The organism is Rhodoferax sp. UBA5149, from assembly GCF_002413825.1.
Lineage (GTDB): Bacteria > Pseudomonadota > Gammaproteobacteria > Burkholderiales > Burkholderiaceae_C > Rhodoferax.
Genome location: NZ_DHXT01000097.1, coordinates 57,674 through 58,312, shown reverse-complemented (window position 1 = coordinate 58,312; position 639 = coordinate 57,674). Strand labels below are relative to the sequence as shown.

The following is a 639-nucleotide window of genomic DNA, read 5'->3' as shown; positions in this document are numbered from 1 at the left end:
GATTGCTCCAGCGCCTCGCAGGCTGCGGGGTCAGACAGGTCGCCGTGCTGCGCAGACCACAGCGGCGCGCCCGGCGTCTGTGTGTCGAGCAGACAGGCGGCGTTCTTGAGGAACGCGCCGCAGGCCAGGATGCGGGCCATGGCCTAGGCTTGCTCCGCCTTGAGTTGCGCCAGCTCGGCTTCCAACTGGGCTATGCGGGTTTGGCGGGCTTGCTGGTCATTGGGCGCGTGGTGGTGGTGCGCCGATTCGTCCAGCAGCCAGTCCAGCCAGGCCTGCATGCCCTCACCCGTGGTGGCGGACAGCTCCAGGATGGTGATGCCGGGGTTGACGCGGCGCGCATAGTCTTTGCAGCGCGCCACGTCAAAGCTCAGATGCGGCAGCAGGTCGATCTTGTTGAGCAGCATGAGGCTGGCGGCGCGGAACATGTCCGGGTACTTGATGGGTTTGTCTTCGCCTTCGGTGACCGACAGAATGACCACCTTGTGCGCTTCCCCCAGATCAAAAGCCGCCGGGCACACCAGGTTGCCGACGTTTTCGATCAGCAGCAGGGAATCCTGCGCCAAGTGCAGCTTTTCCATCGCATGCCCGACCATGTGGGCGTCCAGATGGCAGCCCTTGCCGGTGTTGATCTGGATGGCG

1 protein-coding gene is annotated in these 639 nt (G+C 64.6%); it reads right to left on the bottom strand.

Going from position 1 to position 639, the window contains the following annotated elements; genetic code table 11:
• Positions 1–143 precede the first annotated feature (143 nt).
• A partial coding sequence (gene hypB / locus B3V69_RS08570) for a hydrogenase nickel incorporation protein HypB (protein WP_296445613.1) occupies positions 144–639 on the bottom strand: 496 nt, incomplete at its 5' end.